The organism is Sulfurihydrogenibium sp. (assembly GCF_027448985.1).
Classification (GTDB): domain Bacteria; phylum Aquificota; class Aquificia; order Aquificales; family Hydrogenothermaceae; genus Sulfurihydrogenibium.
The window spans coordinates 1-807 of record NZ_DAIDMN010000178.1 but is presented as its reverse complement, the minus strand read 5'-3'; the positions used below and the strand labels follow the sequence as shown (position 1 = coordinate 807).

The following is an 807-nucleotide window of genomic DNA, read 5'->3' as shown; positions in this document are numbered from 1 at the left end:
AAAGACCAAAACCAAAACGTAAAAGAAGGAAAAGTAGTAGACATAGATACAAAAAACTCTGTAATAATTTCAAACAAATTAATCATCTCAACATACTTATCTCTAACATCATCTATCTTTTCAAAAAACGTGTCTGGATTGTAAGGGTAAGAAAGCCAAGTTCCATAATGTTTTTCCCACTCTGCAGGCATATAGAGTCTTCTCAACTTACTACCTCGTTAAAATCATCTTTATATAAGTATTTGTAAGTCCATACTGTATCTTTATCACAATAAGCTGATTATCCTTCTTATAAGATAAAAGGGCATCTCTCCCAATGAGAGCTGAAAATTTAGTCCAACCATTCTTAGGCATCTCTCTATCAAAAAAGTTAACTAAATCCTGTATATAACCCTCTCCTTTGTAGATAAGATAAGCTCTGTAAACTCCATTACCTTCAAAAATCAAAGACTCACTTTCTAAAAACTGAAAGTTTGAAGGAATGATAAAAGTGTAATCACCTTTTCTCTCAGTTTTGGCTATGAAGTTAATAGGAGCATTTGGCTGGATAACTATCTCATTAGAAGCACAAGAGGTTAAAAACGCAATAAAACTTATTAAAATAAGAATCCTTTTCATCTCACAAACCTCAATTTTGATTTTTAATATTTTAGCAAAGTTTAGAATTTATAATTTAAGCTAATGCCGAGTGTATAAACAACTTTATTTTCATTTATAATTTTAAAATCATTTGTTCTATCAGCTATATTTAGATTCTTAAAATAGTCAATTTTTATATATACATTCGTAGAAAATTTTTGAAAATTT

Annotated in this window: 2 protein-coding genes; both read right to left on the bottom strand. The window is 28.9% G+C overall.

The genetic code is table 11. The features are described from left to right. On the bottom strand, positions 1-206 hold a 206-nt coding region (locus tag NE054_RS08450), incomplete at its 3' end, for an agmatine deiminase family protein (RefSeq protein ID WP_297890554.1). A 4-nt stretch (positions 207-210) separates the two neighbouring features. After that, complete coding sequence (locus NE054_RS08445; RefSeq protein WP_012674163.1) at positions 211-618, bottom strand: hypothetical protein; 408 nt, start codon at positions 616-618, stop codon at positions 211-213. Positions 619-807 lie beyond the last annotated feature (189 nt).